1 pseudogene is annotated in these 700 nt (G+C 46.6%); it reads left to right on the top strand.

The window, feature by feature from the left end:
• A pseudogene (locus RH40_RS20775) lies at positions 1 to 700 on the top strand (hypothetical protein); the annotation flags it as partial.

The raw sequence follows: 700 nt of genomic DNA, 5'->3' as shown, positions 1-700 counted from the left end.
GAGCCTGCCGAATCTGAGCCAGCGGCCGTGGATGTGCTGGACACTGAGCTAGTCGAAGAAGAGTTTGAAGTCTCCGATGTTAGCGAAGAGTCTGTCGAGTCTGACCCAGGGACCGTGGATGAGTTGGACGCTGAGCTAGTTGAAGAAGAGTTGCCTTCACAGAGTGATACTGACCAAGAAGAATTCAGTGAGGATATTGATAGTCTGGAATCGTCGGAAACTTCCGAGCCAGAACCAATTGAAACCCCTCAGGAAGAGCCTTTTGCCTCTGAAAGTACATCGCCAGATGTATCAGATGATCAACAGACATCTACTCTTGAAGATACCTCTGAGGTAGAACTTGAATCACCAGAGGCTTCGATTGAGCAGGATACCAAGGATCCGATGGCTTCTGCTCAGCCGCCAATGCCAGAGCCCATTCCAAATGAATTTGGTATACCAGAGGACGATGATTGGATTATTGATGAACCATCCGATGATACTACTTTTGCTGGCAGTGAAGACGTAATTGATTTGACGCAAAACTTTATCGATGAAGGGTTATCGCCAGATTTATTGTCTGAAGAGCAAGATGAAGTTGAAGAGACTGAACAAGAACCAGTTGATTTGACTCATAACTTCCTTCCAGATGTAGATGATGTATCCGATTCTACCGATAAACCTTTAACGGAAGATCACGAGCCAGCGGCCGTGGATGAGC

This window comes from Vibrio caribbeanicus ATCC BAA-2122 (assembly GCF_000165125.1).
In the GTDB taxonomy this organism is placed as follows: domain Bacteria; phylum Pseudomonadota; class Gammaproteobacteria; order Enterobacterales; family Vibrionaceae; genus Vibrio; species Vibrio caribbeanicus.
Note: the sequence above shows the minus strand (reverse complement) of the source record. Positions and strands in the feature narration are given on the sequence as shown.